The 19,145-nt window shown below is 37.6% G+C and carries 13 protein-coding genes; 4 read left to right on the top strand and 9 right to left on the bottom strand.

What is annotated here, in order from left to right:
* Nucleotides 1-111 precede the first annotated feature (111 nt).
* Both CPS_RS24310 and CPS_RS24305 read left to right on the top strand, forming a co-directional pair.
* Nucleotides 112-1,944: a transporter substrate-binding domain-containing protein gene (locus CPS_RS24310; protein ID WP_337998955.1), complete on the top strand. Its 1,833-nt coding sequence runs from the start codon at nt 112-114 to the stop codon at nt 1,942-1,944.
* Entirely contained in the window at nt 1,923-3,326 is a 1,404-nt protein-coding gene (locus CPS_RS24305; RefSeq protein WP_337998954.1) for an HD-GYP domain-containing protein, read from the top strand. Before CPS_RS24310 ends, CPS_RS24305 begins: the two co-directional genes overlap by 22 nt.
* Before the next feature lie 211 nt (nt 3,327-3,537).
* Here CPS_RS24305 and CPS_RS09480 read toward each other — a convergent pair whose 3' ends face one another.
* The 4 genes from CPS_RS09480 to ubiU form a co-directional block, all read right to left on the bottom strand.
* The gene (locus tag CPS_RS09480) at nt 3,538-6,444 is read right to left on the bottom strand and encodes an insulinase family protein (RefSeq protein WP_011042954.1); all 2,907 of its coding nucleotides are present in this window, start codon (nt 6,442-6,444) and stop codon (nt 3,538-3,540) included.
* Nucleotides 6,445-7,216: 772 nt separating this feature from the next.
* On the bottom strand, nt 7,217-8,368 hold the full coding sequence (locus CPS_RS09475; protein ID WP_011042953.1) for a cupin domain-containing protein: 1,152 nt from the start codon (nt 8,366-8,368) through the stop codon (nt 7,217-7,219).
* Nucleotides 8,369-8,422: 54 nt separating this feature from the next.
* Nucleotides 8,423-9,304: a U32 family peptidase gene (locus tag CPS_RS09470; protein ID WP_011042952.1), complete on the bottom strand. Its 882-nt coding sequence runs from the start codon at nt 9,302-9,304 to the stop codon at nt 8,423-8,425.
* A gap of 65 nt (nt 9,305-9,369) precedes the next feature.
* Nucleotides 9,370-10,365 (bottom strand): ubiquinone anaerobic biosynthesis protein UbiU, encoded by a 996-nt coding sequence (gene ubiU / locus CPS_RS09465; RefSeq protein ID WP_011042951.1) that lies wholly within the window; start codon nt 10,363-10,365, stop codon nt 9,370-9,372.
* A 172-nt stretch (nt 10,366-10,537) separates the two neighbouring features.
* Between ubiU and ubiT the strand changes: the two genes are divergently transcribed.
* Nucleotides 10,538-11,134 carry a ubiquinone anaerobic biosynthesis accessory factor UbiT gene (gene ubiT / locus CPS_RS09460; protein ID WP_238383602.1) on the top strand — a complete coding sequence of 199 codons (597 nt, stop codon included), beginning with the start codon at nt 10,538-10,540 and terminating at the stop codon, nt 11,132-11,134.
* A 97-nt stretch (nt 11,135-11,231) separates the two neighbouring features.
* Here the strand turns inward: ubiT and kdsB are convergent, their stop codons facing one another.
* The 5 genes from kdsB to CPS_RS09435 all read right to left on the bottom strand — a co-directional run bounded on the left by kdsB (nt 11,232) and on the right by CPS_RS09435 (nt 18,411).
* Nucleotides 11,232-12,074: a 3-deoxy-manno-octulosonate cytidylyltransferase gene (gene kdsB, locus CPS_RS09455; RefSeq protein ID WP_011042948.1), complete on the bottom strand. Its 843-nt coding sequence runs from the start codon at nt 12,072-12,074 to the stop codon at nt 11,232-11,234.
* 2 nt (nt 12,075-12,076) lie between these two features.
* Nucleotides 12,077-12,274, bottom strand: coding sequence for a Trm112 family protein (locus CPS_RS09450; RefSeq protein ID WP_011042947.1), 198 nt, complete (start codon nt 12,272-12,274; stop codon nt 12,077-12,079).
* 87 nt (nt 12,275-12,361) lie between these two features.
* Nucleotides 12,362-13,393, bottom strand: a complete 1,032-nt coding sequence (gene lpxK / locus CPS_RS09445) for a tetraacyldisaccharide 4'-kinase (protein ID WP_011042946.1) — start codon at nt 13,391-13,393, stop codon at nt 12,362-12,364.
* 12 nt (nt 13,394-13,405) lie between these two features.
* Nucleotides 13,406-15,214 carry a lipid A export permease/ATP-binding protein MsbA gene (gene msbA, locus CPS_RS09440; protein WP_011042945.1) on the bottom strand — a complete coding sequence of 603 codons (1,809 nt, stop codon included), beginning with the start codon at nt 15,212-15,214 and terminating at the stop codon, nt 13,406-13,408.
* 614 nt (nt 15,215-15,828) lie between these two features.
* Nucleotides 15,829-18,411, bottom strand: a complete 2,583-nt coding sequence (locus CPS_RS09435; protein WP_011042944.1) for a DNA internalization-related competence protein ComEC/Rec2 — start codon at nt 18,409-18,411, stop codon at nt 15,829-15,831.
* Nucleotides 18,412-18,574: 163 nt separating this feature from the next.
* Between CPS_RS09435 and CPS_RS09430 the strand changes: the two genes are divergently transcribed.
* Nucleotides 18,575-19,084: a DUF2062 domain-containing protein gene (locus CPS_RS09430; protein WP_011042943.1), complete on the top strand. Its 510-nt coding sequence runs from the start codon at nt 18,575-18,577 to the stop codon at nt 19,082-19,084.
* Nucleotides 19,085-19,145: the final 61 nt, after the last annotated feature.

Raw genomic sequence — 19,145 nt, 5'->3', positions numbered from 1 at the left:
CATTTAGTTGTAAAAATGTAAAATAAACAGCTCATATTAAATATAAAAAAAAATTGAAAATAAGTTAAGCTGTTATTATCAAATATAATTTTGTTGAAGGGACTTAGCATATTGAAATTTTTGCCAAAGCTATCACAGCACACTATTCGATTTACCGTAGTAAGTATTTTCATTTTAGCTACGGTTGTTACTGCCGTTATTGCCATCAGTTTGCAATATCACTTCAGTAAAAATATGGCTACTGAATCCGCTAGCCAACTATTTTCTTTATCGAGTCAAAAAACACAAGAGCATTTACAATCACTCGATAAAAGAGCTCAAAATATTACTCGCATGTTCGCCAAATTTGGAGACCTTGTTGAGGGTAATAAGGTAAGTAATTCTGTCGGGCCTGTTTTTTCAGAAGTGCTCAAGTCTAGTAGTGACTTTTATGCAGTATATATAGGTTTTGGAAATGGTGATCTCTACGAGTTAATCAATTTAGACGCGAGTCCAGCAATTCGTGCACAAGTCGATGCTTCAATTTCAGATCGCTGGCTTACCATTGAAGTTACTGGCGAAGCGAGCAAAAGAAAACGCGTTTTTAGTTATCTTAATGCAGACTTTACTGTACGGATAATCCGTGAAGAAAACACCGATTATGACGCTAGTGTTCGGCTATGGTATTTAAACGCTAAAATGGGAGAAGTTCATAAAACTGATCCCTATATGTTCCAAAATTTGCAAGCCCCAGGGCAAACCTATTCAGCTAAAATCCCTGGCTCTGATGCTGTCCTTGCGGTGGATATTGCATTATCTTCTATTGATCAATACCTAACCAACCAAGGTTCGGCACATAACGGTAATGTAGAAAAAGAAGTCTATTTATTTCAAAAATCAGGGGAGATAATCTCAAGTAACCAAGGTAATGCACCTAAGATTGCTAAGATAAAAGTCAATAAAATCGCACTGTCCAATAAACAAAAGCAACTAATCGCAAACACTCCACCGCTAAAAGTATCTAATGAAACTGACTGGGCCCCTATTGATTTTTCAATATCAGGGCAACCAAAAGGTTATAGCATCGAAATACTGTCTTTAGTTTCTCAGATGACAGGCTTAACGTTTGAATATACCAATGGTTTAACATGGTTTGAGTTAGTTAAAGAATTTGAAAGCAACAGCATCGATATACTCCAACCAGTATTTAAAACAGAAGAAAATAATCAGAGAGGAATATTTTCAGAAAAATTTATTAACTTGCCCTTTACTATCATCACTCAGAAAAATGTAACTAAAATAAGTAATCTAGGTCAATTACAAGGCAAAGAGTTAGCAATCACTCAAGGCTGGTCAAACACCAAGCTCCTTAAACAACACTTTCCAAGTATTAATATTATTGAATACCCTTCGAGTAAAGCGATGTTAAAAGCGGTGGCACAGGGCGAGATCTTTGCTGGTTTTGACAACGAAGTTATTTTTCGTTATATCCAACAGCAATTTTTTATTAAAAACATTCAATATCACTCCGAGGTAAGTTTTGCTCCAGCAGACCTAAACGACTCTTTACATTTTATGCTACATGATTCACAAACCGAGTTAATGACCATTATTAATCTAGCTATAGATAATATTTCGGAAAAACAAAAAAGTGCACTTAAAGCAAAGTGGTTTACTCAAAGTAAGGCACAAAGCAAACAAGGAGTAGTCCCTTATGCGGAATTAATATCGTTAGCCGATAATACCCTTCGTCATGGGCAACTGGTGCCATCAGTGATAAATAATATCGAGAGTTTTATCTACTTAACTCCTACTAATTTTAACGAAACAGAGTTTTTAGCCATAATAGTACCGCGTGAAACTATTTTGGCTCCCAGTGCTGCAAAGGTAAAATTATCAATCATCATCACAACAATTTGTTTATTACTGGTGCTGCCTGTGAGTTGGATTTTTCCAGCCCAATAGTAAAACCTATTAAGTTACTTGCATTAGAGAATGAGAAAATTAAAAACAGAAAATATGAAGAAGTCAATTTAGTTAAAAGTAATATTAAAGAAATTGATGAGCTTGCCTATTCATTAGTCGAAATGTCTGTTGCGATTAAAGACCATGAGCTAAAACAGCAAGAATTGATGGACTCTTTCATACAACTTATCGCACAAACTATCGATGATAAATCGGCATATACCGGTGGTCACTGCAATAGAGTTCCTGAATTAGGCCTAATGTTAGTGAATGAAGTTGTTAAAGATAATAGTACCTTTAAAGATTTTTCGTTTAAGTCCAATGATGAATACCGTGAGTTCAAAATTTCTGCTTGGTTACACGATTGCGGAAAAATTATTACCCCTGAACATATCGTTGATAAAGGCAGTAAACTTGAAAGCATATATAACCGTATTCATGAAGTAAGAATGCGCTTTGAAGTGCTATGGCGAGATGCTGAAGTGAATTATTATCAGGCTTTAATAGAAAAACCTGAACAACAAAAACAACTACATCAGTTACTGATAGAGCAACAAAGGCAATTAACACAAGACTTTGCTTTTGTAGCCAATGCGAATGTAGGGAGTGAGTTTATGGCTGAGGATAAAATTGAGCAATTACACCTCATTGCTCAACAAACTTGGCAACGTCACTTTGATGATACTTTAGGTTTATCGCCAGTAGAAGAGTTACATTTAGCAAAACAAAACCAACAGCAAGGTCTCCACCAACCGACAGATGCGCAATCACAGAGATTTCCCGTAACTGAACAGTTATTGACCGACAAAGCAGAACATATTTTTAGACGAACTAATCCAGTAGAATTCGATGAAAAACTCGCTATAAAAATGTCTGCACCTGAACATATTGCTAATTTAGGTGAGTTATATAACTTATCTGTTTCTCGTGGCACATTAACAGCAGAAGACCGATATATTATCAATGAGCACATTATAGGTACGATCAAAATGTTAGAACAACTGCCTTTTCCTCCTGAGCTTGCTAATGTTCCACGATTTGCTTCAACACATCATGAAACCCTTATTGGCACGGGTTATCCAAGACAGTTAACGGCTGACCAATTAACTATCCCTGAACGAGTATTAGTGATTGCTGATATTTTTGAGGCATTAACGGCTGCTGATAGGCCCTATAAAAAAGCAAAACCCTTAAGTGTATCAGTTAATATTTTGCATAAATTCGCCATTGATCAACATATTGACATTGATTTATTCGAGCTATTTTTAACCTCTGGCACTTATTTAACTTATGCCAATAAGTACATGAACAGCGAACAAATTGATGAGGTTGATATCACTAGATATCTGCGAGTGTCATCAGTGAATAATGAAACCGCTTGAAAGTAGAGTAATACTCTTTAAAATTTTACATTAAGCTAAGGTCAGTTAATTATTATTGTTAACTAACTATTCTGTGTCAGCTAAATAACAATAACCCTGGTTAGTTAGCTCTGTCGATAAGACGATTGATAGTTGTAAAAAAGGCTTCTGAGTTCATTCAAAAGCCTTTGATCAATTAGATAAACAACACCACTATATTAGTCAATAATAGTTATCTCACAACCTTAGTAAGTTCGTTAGTAAAGCACTGCTCAGTACGACAAATACTATTATCGTGCAAGGCTTGCTTGTAATCGTCATCACCTTGATGGGCAGTACCAAAGCTTCGCACAATAATAGGTTGAGTTGTTTCTATTATTGAAGAGAAAAACACTTTCATATCGTCATGTGTTAACTTTTCAACTTCAGCAACAATTATTTCTTTGCTATTAAAATCAAACATTTTTTCATTGATTTCTGACCAGTAATACCGTGTGCGCTCATTTAAGTTCTTATCTTTAGCTTGTAAATCTTTAATGAGCCCTTGCTTGTATTCATTAAATTTTTCAGCGGTCATCTCATTTAATGTCCCTTTAAAATCAGTCATGAATTGATCGATCCGACGTTTTAATTCTACCGGTCCTGCTTTGGGCGATTGAATTAAAAATGACAATCCAGGTAAATTTTCTAACTTGGTATTTCGGCCACTAACAATATAGCCAAGTTGTTGATCGGTACGGATAGATTTAAAGAAAGGAGCGTTTATCATGCTACCAAATAAGCCATATTTAGCTCGATTAGCGAATGAATCATCATTACTAATGTAACTTTCAACAATGGTCGAATCGTTATGATCTACCACTAATTCTTGAACTAACGCATGACTCGTGTTGTTTAACTTAACAACTTTATTAGCACGTTCTTTAGCTATAGAGTCGGTCATATTTAGCGCATAAAGGCTTTTGCCCAATTGTACCGACTCTGCTTTAAGCATATTACCGTGTACCAATACTTCGACTTCAATCGCCTTATGAAAATCGTTAATATATTGCGCTAACTGTTTTGTTGTTACTGTTGAAAGTGCACTGGCTAATGCTTTTGCTGAATAGCTTTTAGTACTTTGCATTTGGCTCAATGCTGAACGTGCTTGGCTATATGGACGGTCAAATTTAGCATTGTTCCATTTACGTACTAAGCGCTCTTTGTGTAAATTAAAAGCCGCTTCATCTATATCCAAATGTCGAACGCGTTTATTGATTGTACTTAACAGCATGGCTTGTTTTTCATCATAGCCATTTACGCCAAAGCCTATTCCTGCACTGGTAGACCAAACGTTATAGTATAATTCAGCTTCTTTGGCGGGATAACCAAACTCATTTAAACTGTCTTTTAATAACGCACTGTAAAGATAGTTTTGAGCGCGTGATAACGCACTTTTTCCTGCTTGGTCAGAGTAAATTTGTACATTAACAGATGCTTTAGGCACTCTAAACTCAGTGTCTTGCTTGTGCCATAAAGTAAAGCCTGATTTCTCAAAAGCAACGACTGGCTTGCTCGCATCTGACTCTAATTTTTTCATTGTTAGGTTCGTAGCAATAAATGGGTTAGGTGCTGGCAACGAAAATGCATCAATGGTTTTAGGTGATTGATAACGACTCATCTCTTCTGCATTGATTTTAGTCATTGCATAAGGCGTATTGTATTCAGGTTGCACTTGATCTGTTGTTAAACCTTTAGCAATTAACACTAATCGCATTTTTTCAGGTGTTATCTGCGCCAAGTATTCAGTGATCAATTGGTGAGAATAATCACTATACAAATAGCCTTCATTGAGAATGTTTTTTGGTGAAAAATACTGTAACTGTCTTGAAAGGTTGCTAGCGGTATCTGCTGCCCCCTGTTTTTCTAAAAAATCAAAACTATTTTTTGAGATAGCCGCTTGTTCTGTAAAGTACTGCTGGTTGTATTGCTTATTTGACAACAATTGTAAATATGCAAATACCGCTTCAGTGACTTGTTGATAATCAGCTAAACCTTTAGGTGTCAGTGTAATTCTTACAGTAAAACGCTCAAAATCATCTGGACCATAAGCGCTAGTACCTAAAGATTCTATTAATCCCTGGTTTTTTAGATGGCTATATAAGCTGCCTTTGCCTTCTTGACCTAATAAAGATGAGATAATAATAAGTGGTTTTTCTTCAAAATACTGAGTTGACTTGTTAACAGGAAATGCCAACGTTAGCTTTCTTATATCTTTCATTGGCTCTATATTGATTTTTACGCCTAACTGCTCAGGTAAATAGGGCTTAACCTTAACAGGAGTAGATTTTGAACCATTATTTGGAATGGCTGTGAATTTTTCACGTGCCCATTTCTCTAAGGTGTCTAGGTCTTCACGACCTACCAATGACAGTGACATACGGCTAGCACTATAATTCTCTTTATAAAGTGCTTTTAAGTCATCAATAAGCACATCATTTTCGCGGTCCGCTAATGTATCTAAATTACCGACCGAAAATTGGCTTGATGGATGCTCAGGGTTTCGTGTGTCTTTCAATACTTCTCTAATACGGCGGGCATCATCTTTAATTTTCATGCTGTATTCAGAGTTAACCGCATTTTTTTCGCGGTCTACGTATTGTAAATCTAAACTAGGTGAAATAAAAAATTGCGCAAAACGATCAGTCGCTTCTTCTAATGAGTCTTGATTTACTTGAAAAAAATAATTGGTGTGTTCTTGACCTGTGCCAGCATTTGACCAACCGCCGTTCGCTTTTAAATATTCATTGTATTCACCCACTTTAGGGTATTTATCAGTCCCTAAAAACAACATATGTTCTAAGAAATGGGCAAGACCTTCACGGTCTTTAGGATCGGCCATATGACCTATATGTACATCCATTGAAGCAGCAGATTTATCAGCGCTACTGTCAGAAACGAGTATCACTTTTAAACCATTATCAAGTTCGACATAACGGTATTGGCGTTGATCATTTTGACTTTTAACCACGGTTTCTTGATTCACTAATACCGATTGAGTGTTAGCAGTAGACTCCATAGTGTTACAACCACTAAGAGTACTAACGCCTAATGTTGCGGCAACTAACGCTGCAATTAAAGTATAATTATTCTTTCTCATTGTTATCCTTGTGCTAGTGACTTTATAGCCACCAATATCCTATTGTTCGTAGTAATATACACACTAAAATAGGGTTAGTGAATGTATTAAATACGAAGCAATTAACATTTAATTTACCTAAAACTAACTTTAATTACCTTTTTTTTGTAAGAAGTGCACTAAAAAGTTCTATTTCACTCGCCAGACTCTGTTTGGGACATTCATTTTTTACTTGAGCTTGATTTCCTGATTGGACAGATGTGAATACTAAATTTTTCATGTTATAGCGAGAAATAAAGACATAAGTATGGAGTTTTCTGGTTAGCGCTGCCGTGGGATCCGATGAGCTAAAACTGCAGGTTAAATTTTGTCAGTTATCGATACTTGACGAATGCTTTTCCTTGCTCAATCTCAGTTCAATTAATGTCAATCCGCGTTTATGGGATATTTGTGACCTGTAGATGATGTAGCTATATTAATTTAGTCTTAATGTTTGCGGTGAACTTAGCAAACTATAAGTTTTATACTGGTCACTTTTTTGGGGAGGTATCACTACAAGTTTAGTGTAGAAGCGCTTTATATTGCGTTATTGTTCAACAATAACGCAATATCGCTTTAGTTGATTAGCGTAAGTTTTTACATACTATTCTGAATAACTATTATCTTTAATCAATTCCTTAAATAAAGGCGTTCCTAAATGCCGGTTGAACCCTGTATATTTAAAAATAACATAGCTATAACATAAACAGATAAGTGCCATTTTCAGAAGGAAAATTGACTAAAGCCAAGTTAGCTACTCTGCTTCAGCTAAATACCAATAACCTTGGTTCAGTAACTCTGTCGTTAACTCAACAAAAGCAGCATTATGGCTCCAGTCACTAAGATCGTCAGGTAACAACATCACTTTGTCACAAAGTAGTTTCACACCATTAGCAATTTCTGCTGAAAAAGCCAATTCACTACCATTGATATAACACAAACCCTGTTCAATAGTATCTTCGAAGTAAAAAGCACGTAAGCCGCCTAGACGTTTGATAGCATGACTGTTAAGCAAGTTACTCACTTCAGTAAGCTCAAACGGTTCATCCGGTATTAAAATATCTAGATCATGTTTCGCGGTAGTTAAAAACTGCCCCGTGAATTTTTTAAAGTTAATGTCATCATCAAGTAGATTCTGAACTTGCAACTTAATACTCGCGTAATCGTTGTTGCTTACCTCGCCACTATTACTAGTAACCAGCCTATTAGGATCGGTTAATAACTGGCTACCTTTTTCATTATCAATTAAATGATCAGCAAAAGCACTAAGTACACTTACCGCTGAATTACCTCGAAAACCGACAGAAAAGCTCATTGAGGTGTCAAGGGATATACCTTCATGGGGGAATCCAGGTGGAATATACAAGATATCTCCAGCGTCGAGTTCTACATCGATGATAGCCTCAAATGCCTCGACATGTAATAACGCTTCGTGGGCTGCAAATTCTACGTGCTCACCGCTATCTCCAACTCGCCAATGACGTTTACCTGAGCCTTGGCAAATGAAAGTATCGTAGTTATCTATGTGTGGACCAACACTGCCACCGGGCATAGCAAAACTTGCCATTAAGTCATCTAAACGCCAGTGAGGAATAAATCGGAATGCTTCAATAATTCCTGCCGACTCTTCAGAGAAGTTATCAAGGGCTTGTACTACAAGAGACCAGTTCTCAGTGCCTAAATGTTCATAACTTTCAAATGGGCCAAAAGCAGCTTGCCATTGTCCATCTTGTTTATGAACCAAACGAGACTCTATTTGCTCCTCCATCGCTAGACCTGCCAATTCGTCAGGAGCAATAGGGTCAACAAAGTCTTTAAATCCCTGCCGTATTACTACAGGTTTCTTTTGCCAGTATTCGTCTAAGAATTCTTGCTGAGTCATTTGGTTCAAGTTTAAGGTATACATAGTGTTCTCATTATTCTCATTTAATTATTGCAGCTAATTTAACTCTCGCTAATTTTAAGCTACGGACATGCCTGCAATCTTATGCCAAAAACCATTACATTCTGTGACACCGTCGAGTTCTTTTCTCGTTGGGTTAACAAGTTGCTCTCTAAAGTTATCAAGTTGGGTAAAAGCTTCTGTGCTATCTGCACTAATGCGGGCAATATCAACCCCCATTGCATCAAGGGCTGGCATTTCATTGATGAGATTATACTGGTAACCAGACAAAGTTTGAATACCATTTAGCACAAATACTCGTTCTCCTTCGCGACTATTCATTCGGCGACCTTCCGGGTACTTAATGCAACAATACTCACAATCATCTTTTGCTTTATCTTCAGAGCGAGCGGTAAAGCAACGGGCAGAATAGGCTAACGGTAGGTAACCCCATGAAAAGACTTCACATTCGAACTGCTGTCGAATACCTGCCTCTGTCGCTTGTTCTAATAGTATTTTTAACCAATCACCACTGAGTTCAACAGGCATTAACCAGCGCGTCATACCTTGTTTTAACAAGACTTTAAGGGTTGATAAGTTATAACAATTAATCGCAGGCCCTGCGACAAACGGCATTTTAAGCTCATGCATAATTTGCACTGCGCTTAAATCATTGGCTTCTACCAGAAATTCACCGTTATCACACAAGCGCTTTAACACTTGTATTTCAGCAGGTGACTCAAGCAAAGTCATTGTTGAAACAACCACCTGTTTATTAGTATCTTGGGCAACGTCTTGCGCTAAGCCAAGCCAATCTTTAGCGCGAAGTTCACGCCTTTTTGAACAAACCGTTTCGCCCAAATAAATGACATCAGCACTCGATTCTTTCGCTTGTTGGTAGAAGTCTACCACCTCATTTTTCGGCCAAAAGAATAGGCTAGGTCCTAAAGAGAATTTCATGATTTTTCCTAAATTTTATCGCTATCGCTAATTTTATAGTTTTTAAGTTTTAAGATGAGTGACAATTATTGCCACTTTCTGTGATATGCACCTAACGTGGTTTGTGAACCTTCAGACAAATTAGCTAGGGTATTCATCCAAGCACCTTCAACAGTAAAGTTCTCTGGGTTCTGCTGATATCTGTCTAACGCCATTCGCCACGTTTTAGCTACTTGCTCGACATAAGCGGGGCTACGTTGTCTGCCTTCAATTTTTACCGAGACTATGCCCATGGCAATTAGGTCAGGAATAAGCTCTAACGTATTCAGGCTGGTAGGCTCTTCTAAGGCATGATAAACATTATTATCAACTTCAAAGCGACCTTTACATAGTGTCGGATAACCTGCATTTTCGTCTTCTTGGTAACGGTCTATAAGGACACCATTTAAGCGAGATTCTAAGCCTTTATCTGTTTCTTGCCATCTAACATATTTCGCCGGTGAGCACGCGCCTACCGTATTAGGAGACTCTCCCGTCATATAAGAAGATAAGTAACAGCGCCCTTCCGCCATGATACATAGACTACCAAAAGCAAAGACTTCTAATGGTACCGGACTACTTTTAGCTAACTGTCTAACTTGTTGCACAGACAATACGCGCGGCAGCACAACTCGCTGAACATCAAAGTTGTTTTTAAAAAACTTTATCGCTTCAAGATTTGTGGTTGAGGCTTGTACTGATACATGACGTTCAACATCAGGGTATTTTGTTGCGGCGTAATCTAGCACACCTAAATCGGCGATAATTAAAGCATCTGTGCCTATGGCAACCGCATTATCAACGGCTTTTTGCCAACGTTCTTCACCGCCGGCATGGGCGAAGGTATTGATGGCTACATGCAGCTTTTTACCTCGCTGATGTACATAATCAGCAGCTTTGGCTAATTTACCATCATTAAAGTTAAGACCAGCAAAGTGGCGGGCATTGGTATCATCTTTTAACCCGATATAAACCGCATCGGCGCCATTATCTATTGCTGTTTTTAGCGCGGGTAAATTACCAGCAGGACAAAGTAACTCCACATCAACTCCCAATTGTCATCATTATTAGACATAAAAATTTTCAGCAGTGTATGTTGTTCATCATTCTGATTTATTGATGTGTATTAAAGAAAACTTGATCTGCAATATTAATTTATTTTTTAGCCTTGCTAGAATGCTTGCTAGTCAATAAGCAGCATCAGAGTAAATAAAAGTGCTAAAAATCCCTTCATTATTACCCTTTACACAATCGATAACGGCCAGTATTATTCCCTCTTTATCGTTAGTTGAGAAACAAATACCGTTACGATTAAAGGAGAAATTGATCAAGGTAATGCCAAAAATATTGCAGCCAAGTTTACGTTTTGTACCGTTTAGCGCGCAAAAGTCTGTACTTATTCCAGCACTACATTCTATTTTTAGTGAAGCTATTACCGACGGTGACTTTGAGTTTTTACAAGACAAATGGCTAAAGATTTCCATCCTGGATTTACAACTAAATTGGTGGTTAAGTTTTGATCAAGACCAATTAATCATGGCCTCGCCTAAAGATAATATTGCTGAAGATGTCAGTTTTAGTGCTAACGGTGATGACTTGGTGCTCATTGCAGGGCGTAAACAAGACCCTGATACCTTATTTTTTCAACGTCGTTTAAAAATTGAAGGTGATACTGAACTGGGATTAGAAGTAAAAAACTTAATTGATGCCATTGATATTGAGCAACTACCGAGCTCTATTCATGATTTAGTAGATTTTAGTGCCTGTTTTTTACAAAACACTCATGATGAACTTGCTGTAGCAAATGGCTAAACATTCAAAGTTTAATCATATCAATAAAAGTAAACCTGTCAGACAGTATTGCCTCACAGGTTTATTTTTACTACTAAGAAGTAGACAGAATATGAAACTACACTAAGCTAGTCGCGTATGCTCTTGCTTTGGCTAAATCTTCTGGAGTATCAACACCTTCAACAGGTACGTGGCTATTTGCGACCGCGACGTGAATTCTCTCTCCTTGATATAAAACTCTTAGCTGCTCTAGCGCTTCAACTTGTTCTAATTCACTTGTGGGCCAATTGACATAATCTTTAATGAAGCCAGCGCGATAAGCATAAATGCCGACGTGTCTTAAGTAAAAATCACCTATTGCGCGAATATTTTCTTCTGTAGTAGCATCTGAATTTAAAAAACGCTCTCTATCATAAGGAATAGTTGCTCTAGAGAAATATAAGGCATAACCATCTTTATCAAGTATTACTTTAACGGCATTAGGATTAAACGCTTCATCTACAGAGTCAATATTAATAGCCAAGGTCGACATGCGTGCTACATGACTACTTTGTTGCTGGTTAGCTAGATTATTCGCTACTTGTGCGATATTGTCTGGCGGAATAAAAGGTTCATCACCTTGTACATTAACAATGATTTCATCGTCACTGAATTGATATTTTTCCATGACTTCTGCAAGACGTTCAGTGCCCGATTGATGATCCGCACGTGTTTTACACACTTCAGCGCCAAAACTGTTTACTACTGCAGCAACTTCATCATTGTCTGTCGCAACAATGACTTGGCGAGCACCACTTAATTGCGCCTTTTCAACAACCCATTGGATCATCGGTTTGCCATCGATGTCGGCTAACACCTTACCTGGCAAACGAGATGATTGATATCTAGCAGGGATAACAACAACAAAGCTGGTATCACCAGTAGCTGGTTTACTCAATACTGAAGGGTCACTAGCAGTCATGATTAACCATCCTGCTCAGTAGACTGGTTAGCATTAATTTCACGCGCTTCATTTTCTAGTAATACGGGAATGTCTTTTTCTATGCTATAAGCTAAACGGTCAAAGTGGCAAATAAGCTCTTGCGCTGCTTTATCATAATCTAACTTACCTTTACATACTGGGCAGGCAAGGATTTCCATTAATTTTGTATCAAAAGCCATGTTAACTTCTCTCTGGTTAATATTTAATCGATGAGCAATATTTTCATTTACCGAATGTATTAGTGAATGTATTGCCACTTATATTGTTTACTGTATAACTGATTGTACTGCGATTTGAGTTCTATCGATGATTAACTGTCTATCTGCGTCACTAAAAGTGGCATCCACGGGTAAATACCACCAGTTTTCTTTACAAAAATCATGGCACTTAACGGCATCTTTTTCAGTCATTAATAATGGTATATTATCATCAAATTCGTTGAAGTCAGCAAGGACAAAAGCATGATGATCAACAAAACTTTGCTGATTAATGACCTTAAATTGATGCTCTTTTAGTGTATCGAAAAATCGCTGTGGCGCGCCAATGCCTGCAATGGCATTAACCGAATCATTTAATCTAATAAAATCCGTTAAATAGATGCGCTCACCGGTAAGTAGGTTACACAGCTCTGTTGCTGCCAATGTCATGTGCATACACGGATAATTCTTTTCCTGGTAATCCTGATCATTTTTACCATTATAAATAACTAAATCACTTTTAGGTAAACGCCACAGCCCTTCTCTCAATGGGCCCGCAGGTAATAATAAACCATTACCAAATAAACGTTTGCCATCGACAACCACTAGCTCTAAATCACGGGCTAAACGATAATGTTGTAACCCATCATCACTAATAATAATATCGCAGCCTTGAGCAATAAGTAACTTCGCACTCGCTATACGATCACTACCGACAGCAATAGGAACCTGACAACGTTGCTGAATAAGTATAGGCTCATCACCGGCTTCTATAGAGGTAGACTTTTCATCAAGCAAATAAGGATAGTGAGGCGCTTTACCGCCATAACCTCGAGAAATGACGCCTGGCGTTAAACCGAGTAAACGAGTCAGTTCAACCAAATATAAAACTATCGGCGTTTTACCATTGCCGCCAACACCGATGTTACCCACAACAATAACAGGCTTACTTAACTGACATGATCTTGATAAGCCAATTTTATAGCTGAGACGTCTTAATGTACTGATCAGCCAAAATAACGCAGATAAAGGCAGTAACATTGGTACTAACAGCCATTTAGCCGGATGGTCATTAAACCAAACTTTCTCAATTAAGCGCATACCACCTCTTCCTTATTCAAATTGGAAACTATGCAACTGGGCATAAGCACCTTGTTTGGCAAGTAAACTTTGGTGGTTACCTTGCTCGACAATTTTACCTTGCTCCATAACTATTATTTTGTCTGCATTTTCAATAGTCGATAATCGATGGGCAATAACAATTGAAGTACGATTTTGCTGTAATGTTTGTAGCGCATCTTGAATATGACGTTCCGACTCTGTATCTAACGCACTGGTTGCTTCATCTAAAATTAAGAATGGCGTATCACACAATAAAGCGCGCGCAATAGCGACACGTTGACGTTGACCGCCTGAAAGTAAAGCACCGTTTTCACCAATATTAGTTTCAAGCCCTTGCTCCATGTGTTCTGCAAACTCCATCACATGCGCACTTTTAGCTGCTTCGATAATTTCAGCTTCAGTCGCTTCAGGTTTACCATAAGCAATATTATTGGCTAAAGTATCATTAAACAATACGACTTGTTGAGATACATAAGAAAACTGTTTACGTAAATCTTTTAACTGAAATTGTTCGATATTAGTATCATCAATTAATATCTCACCGCGTGTGGCATCATAAAAGCGTAATAATAATGAACTGGCCGTTGATTTACCGCTGCCTGAACGTCCAACTAACGCTAAGGTTTCACCAGGCGCTAAGTCAAAAGTAATATCGTTTAACGCAAGTTTAGTGTCTTGTTCTTTATCGCTTGTTGTCATGGTGTTGGTGTTTTTATAAGAAAAATCAACATGTTTGAAGGACAAAGTTCCTGAAGCTCTTTCAAGTTGTTTGTCACCATTATCTTTTTCTTTTTCATGATCGAGTATCGAAAAGATACTGGTGCAAGCCGCCATGCCTTGTTGAAATTCACTATTGACATTAGTTAGCATTTTCAGAGGTCTTAGCAACATGGTCATATACGTGATAATACTGACAAAAGTACCTGGAGAGATACTGTCGCGTAAACTATCTGAAGTAATGGCATAGAAAACAAAAGCTAAAGCAAATGAGGCTATTACTTGAATAATGGGTACGCTGGCTGATTTTGTTGCCCGCATTTTCATGCGCTGCTGACGGTTATGTTTATTTATTTTGGCAAAACGTGAGAACTCTCGTTGTTGACCACCAAACGTTAATACCACTTTGTGGCCATTAAAGGTTTGTTCTGCCGCTGTGGTAACCTCTCCCATCGCCCCTTGAATATTTTTACTCACTTTTCTAAAGCGCTTTGATACCACACTGACAATCACAGCAATAATAGGCGTGATCAATAGAAAGATTAATGATAACTGCCAGCTGTAATAAAACATCAACCCAAGTAAACCAATAATAAAGGCGCTTTGCTGCACTATGGTTAAAATAGATTTACTCACCGAATTTAATACTTGCTCGGTATCAAAGGTTATTTTTGAAATAAGTGAACCGGTAGATGTTTGATCATGAAAAGCCACGGGCATTGACATGATATGTTCAAAAAGTTTTTGTCTTAAATCAGCAACGACATTATTGCCGACCCAAGCTAGGCAATAATTAGCAATAAAGTGAGCTATACCGCGAACAGTAAAGGCCACAATAATAAACAATGGCGCCCACTTCATAAAGTTAGCATTAGCCCCAGAGAGACCTTCATCAACAAGCGGTTTTAACTGTGATAGAAAATATACATCGATAGCTGCATAACCAAGCATACCAATGATTGCGGCGACAAAGCCGAGCTTATAAGGTTTCGCATAACTAACCAGTCGTTTAAAGTTTTGCCATGTGGTTGCATTGGCTGAGTCGGAAGAAGATAAGGCGTTCGTTTTTGGAGATGATGCCATTAGTTAAGATTACTCAAGTATTTTAATTGCCTAAACGAAACGTTGATAAAACATTAACAATACTTACGTTAATCATAGTTACTTTTATCATGCTTACATTATCGAAATTGCATTTTACCGTGAATTAGCGATACAACCAACAAAAACTATAATTATACCCGTTACCATTCAAAGTGCAGGTTTTCAGTGGGAATTAAAATGACTTTAGGCAAGGCAAATAATGTAAACATAGTCATTCTATGGTTTGATTATTTAACGCGGTATAACGTCATTTTAAACCCATCGAAGAAGCGCTTGAACAACATCACCTCATCGTTGCTGTGATTTATAAGGACGCTACATGGATGTAGCCTATTAGAGAATGCAGGAGCATATTCTCCTGAATAACTATTATTTCATCACAGCGCCTTGAATTGAAATTGCTCAAGCACTCTGAAACATGCATCTTGATTGATAACGGGTATAGAATAAGTTCAACAGCAAGAACAATGAATAATTTAGTGCTGATATCGTTAGATAATCTGAATTTTCTTTACTACGAACAAATTCCAAAGATCTAAAATTGAAAAATTTTCATCGACAAATTTTCCCCTAAAGAAAAGGTCTGAGTGCTATTAATGACTAAACCAGAACGGGCGTAAATCTTCAGTAAAGCTTTGTGTGCTCATTCCCTCTTCATCAACGGTTATGATGATTTGCCCCAGCTCCGCACTATTTAACAATTGAATTTTACTATCATGGTAACGCTGACGAACAATAGCGACGGGCATATGCCAACGATTTAAATAACCTGCACTAACTAACGCAACGTCAGGTGATAATTGACTAAGAAATGCCTGACTTGATGATGTTTTAGAACCGTGATGAGGTACTTGTAAAATATCAGCATTAAGCTGGGGATAAAATTTTAGTAACTTCTGCTCTACTTTCGAGGAAATGTCTCCGGTTAAAAGCAGTGTAGTTCCCAATTGATCACTAATTAAGATAACACAAGAGTCATCATTTTTTTGCTTGCCCCTATTAACACTTTCATTGGAAGGATCCCAAGCTAAAGGCCATAAGATGTCAAACCTTAACCCTTGCCAAGAAAAACTATTACGTGGCTGACAGTCAGTAAGTCGCCTATTACTAGGGCCTAAATTCGTAGTAGTTGAGAGAGCATTAAGTGATAAGGCCTTAGAATTAAAGAGTGTTTTATCATTACTGATTATTTCATCAATCGATATATGCTCTATCAGGGTCCTAAGGCCGCCAACATGGTCATTATCACTGTGACTTAATATTACTTTATCTAGCTTCTCAATGGCTGAGTATTGTAAAAATGGCAGTATCACCGCATCACTCATAGTAAAACCACTGGGGTAAGCTGCTCCGGTATCATATAAAATGGCCTGGTCATCTCGTTTAATTAACACCGATGTTCCCTGACCAACATCAAAAAAAATCACTTCCCATGAGCTAAAGCCAGACTCAGCTTGGAAATTAATGGCATCCTTAGGCGTTTTTACCTCTTTTGACCAAGCGTAAGTATTTAAAGAGGACATAATTGGCTCATGATAACTAAACACAATCGCGCTGAGGGCTAGCAAAACAAAAGTGATTTGTTTACCCCCCCTAGTCCAGAGGCATGGCGACAGGTAAAGTATTGAAAAAGCAGCATTACCCACTAACAGTACAATCATTTGTTGAACGAATGAAAGTGAAATAATTGCATTAGGTAGCTCACTAAGTAAATCAAGGTAAAACCACAACCAGGTTAACGATTGCAGAGATAACATCATAAACCATTGCGCTAATGACTCACTTATCGGTATCAAGACCACTGACATGAGTGCTGTAGGTATGCTAAAAGCACTCATCCAAGGCACAGCAATGATATTAGCAAATAAACTAACTAAGGATATCTTTTGGAAAAATAATGCAGTTATCGGCATTAACATCACGGTAAGTGCTACTTGAATAATAAATAGCGTTTTGAAGAAACGCCAAAGATATGGACCCTTATTCATCCATGCTTTAAATCGCCATAGTGATACAAAGATAATAGCCACAGCATAAACAGATAACCAAAAGCTAGCGGTTAATAAGCTAAAAGGAGTGATAATCAACAAAATAAAGATTGTCACTAAAATTAAACGTTTCGCAGAGAATTTTATGCCAACAACGCGACTTAACCAGTACAAGTTTAACATCACCAAAGCACGTTGGGTTGGAAGAGAGAAACCCGCTAAATATGCATACGCAGTTGCAAGTAACAAACTCACAGCAATAGCAATATAACGGCTGTTAATGTGCTGCCAGCAAGGATTTCTCAATGGGATATATTGAAAAAAAAACATCACAATAAAAAACGCACTACCAGCAAGTAACCCTATATGTAAACCCGAAATAGCAATAAGGTGACTAGTACCTGTCACTTGTAGTGTCTGCCAAAGCTCGGTATTAAGTGAACTACGCTCCCCAAAGGCTAATGCCAATAAAATGGGGGTAAGCTTATGATTTGGAGTAAGGCTTTGATAGTGCTCAAATAGTGCTTGCCTCATTGTGATATTTGCCATTAGCAATTTATTCGCTTTTAAGCTTTTTAAGTCTTCCGCTTCTTGATAATTTGAATTTTTCTTCTTTCTCGGATTAACCACATAGCCTGTTGCGACGATGTTATGTGCTTTGAGCCAACTTAAATAATTAAACGTGCCTATATTTGCTAATCCATGGGCTGGCTTTACTTTAACGTTAAGAGAGAGCCTTTGACCTTGAGCAAGGTCAATAGTCGACTTTTGCCAACTTAGCCTAATAGTAATTGGGGATTCAAGTAGCTGTTGATTTATCTTATTAACGAGAAAATTAAAGCGTTTAGTGGAATTAGCTTTCTGTTGAACAGCGCTTTCCTTTATATGTTCGCTCAACATGATCGGTGGCTTAACTTGGATACTAAGTACCTCACCTTCAATAAAAAATGCTTGTTTATTTTCCATTAGTTCAATAAGAGGTGGCGGTAACAGGTTATGATAGAGGTAAGCTTGAGCTAAAATCCATAAAGCGCCAAACCATAATCCTGAGCTATAACGTAGTTTTTTATGGGAATAAAAGCCAATAGCGAGACAAAGAAGTAAAAATAGCTGAAAAAGCGCTGGCACTTCCTGCAAAAATAGGGACAATATAGCACCAAGAAAAAATGTCAGTAACCACCAATCCATAGTGATATAAATCCTTTTATGTTTAGTGGTTAAATTATCGAACGAACGCCTTATTGGCATTTACGATTGCTTTACTTAGCAACATATATATTTACTTAATATATATGTTGCTAAGTAAATTATTCATCACACTAATTTTTAGCTAAGGCACCTGTAGAAGTATATGCCCAAAAAAACCATAAAACGTATGATGCCAGATCATCAAACGATAAAAGAAAACAAATATCTGAAAGTTTTTGGCGATTTACTACACAATCCCAACCTTTGGCACTTAAATCGTCACTCTGTCGCTAAAGCTTTTGCTGTTGGTTTATTTTTTGCTTTTATTCCGGTGCCATTTCAAATGGTTTTGTCGGCCGGTATTGCCATTATAGTACATGCAAACCTACCGCTATCAATTGCATTGGTTTGGATAACAAATCCGCTGACCATGCCTTTCATATTTTACGCCTGTTATTTGGTTGGCACATGGGTATTAGCAGTCCCTGAAGAAGATTTTGCCTTTCAAGCAAGTTGGCAATGGGTACTCGATAGCTTATCAACCATAGGTCCTGCATTTTTAGTTGGCTGCGGTGTACTTGCTGTTATTTTTTCTATCTTAGGTTACTTCGTTATACATTCGTTTTGGCGTTACCAAACTATAAAAGCATGGAAAAGTCGTCCGCATCGTTAAGTCTTTCGATGAACTGACCGGTCAGCCAAAATAAAGAGTTAAGAGTTCACACTATAGTTAA

It is taken from the genome of Colwellia psychrerythraea 34H (genome assembly GCF_000012325.1).
Taxonomy (GTDB): Bacteria; Pseudomonadota; Gammaproteobacteria; order Enterobacterales; family Alteromonadaceae; genus Colwellia; species Colwellia psychrerythraea_A.
This window is presented reverse-complemented; position numbering and strand designations above follow the sequence as displayed.